General features: G+C 43.2%; 2 protein-coding genes. Both read left to right on the forward strand.

Features of this window, described 5'->3' with window-relative positions; genetic code table 11:
- A partial coding sequence (gene rplU / locus DRV96_RS17880; RefSeq protein WP_119293627.1) for a 50S ribosomal protein L21 occupies window positions 1-269 on the forward strand: 269 nt, incomplete at its 5' end.
- A gap of 20 nt (window positions 270-289) precedes the next feature.
- Window positions 290-547 carry a 50S ribosomal protein L27 gene (gene rpmA / locus DRV96_RS17885; protein ID WP_119293625.1) on the forward strand — a complete coding sequence of 86 codons (258 nt, stop codon included), beginning with the start codon at window positions 290-292 and terminating at the stop codon, window positions 545-547.
- Window positions 548-556: the final 9 nt, after the last annotated feature.

Here is a 556-nt window from a genome sequence, read left to right on the forward strand (position 1 = left end):
GCGAAGGTCAAGTAGTTCGTTTAGAGAAACTTGAAATCGCAACTGGTGAGAAAGTTGAATTTGACTCAGTGTTAATGGTCGTTAACGGTGAAGATGTTAAAATTGGTGCACCAGTAGTTGCTGGCGCAAAAGTAGTGGCTGAAGTTGTAGCGCAAGGTCGTGGCGATAAAGTTAAAATCGTTAAGTTCCGTCGTCGTAAACACAGCCGTAAACAACAAGGTCATCGTCAGTGGTTCACAGAAGTGAAAATCACTGGGATTCAAGCATAATTTCAGAGGAGATCAAGTAGATGGCAACTAAAAAAGCTGGTGGTTCAACTCGTAACGGTCGTGATTCTGAAGCTAAACGCCTTGGTGTTAAACGTTTCGGTGGCGAATCTGTATTAGCAGGTAGCATCATCGTTCGTCAGCGCGGTACTAAATTCCACGCTGGTAACAACGTTGGTATGGGTAAAGACCACACTTTATTCGCAACTGCTGACGGTAAAGTTAAATTTGAAGTGAAAGGCGAGAAAAATCGCAAATACGTAGGCATCGTTGCTGAGTAATTCATTTCG

Origin of the sequence: Azohydromonas sediminis, from assembly GCF_003574675.1 — a bacterium.
GTDB lineage: Bacteria > Pseudomonadota > Gammaproteobacteria > Burkholderiales > Burkholderiaceae_C > Calidifontimicrobium > Calidifontimicrobium sediminis.

Coding starts and splice junctions, on each gene's coding strand:
- rpmA (WP_119293625.1), top strand. CDS start 290: ATGGCAACTAAAAAAGCTGGTGGTTCAACTCGTAACGGTCGTGATTCT.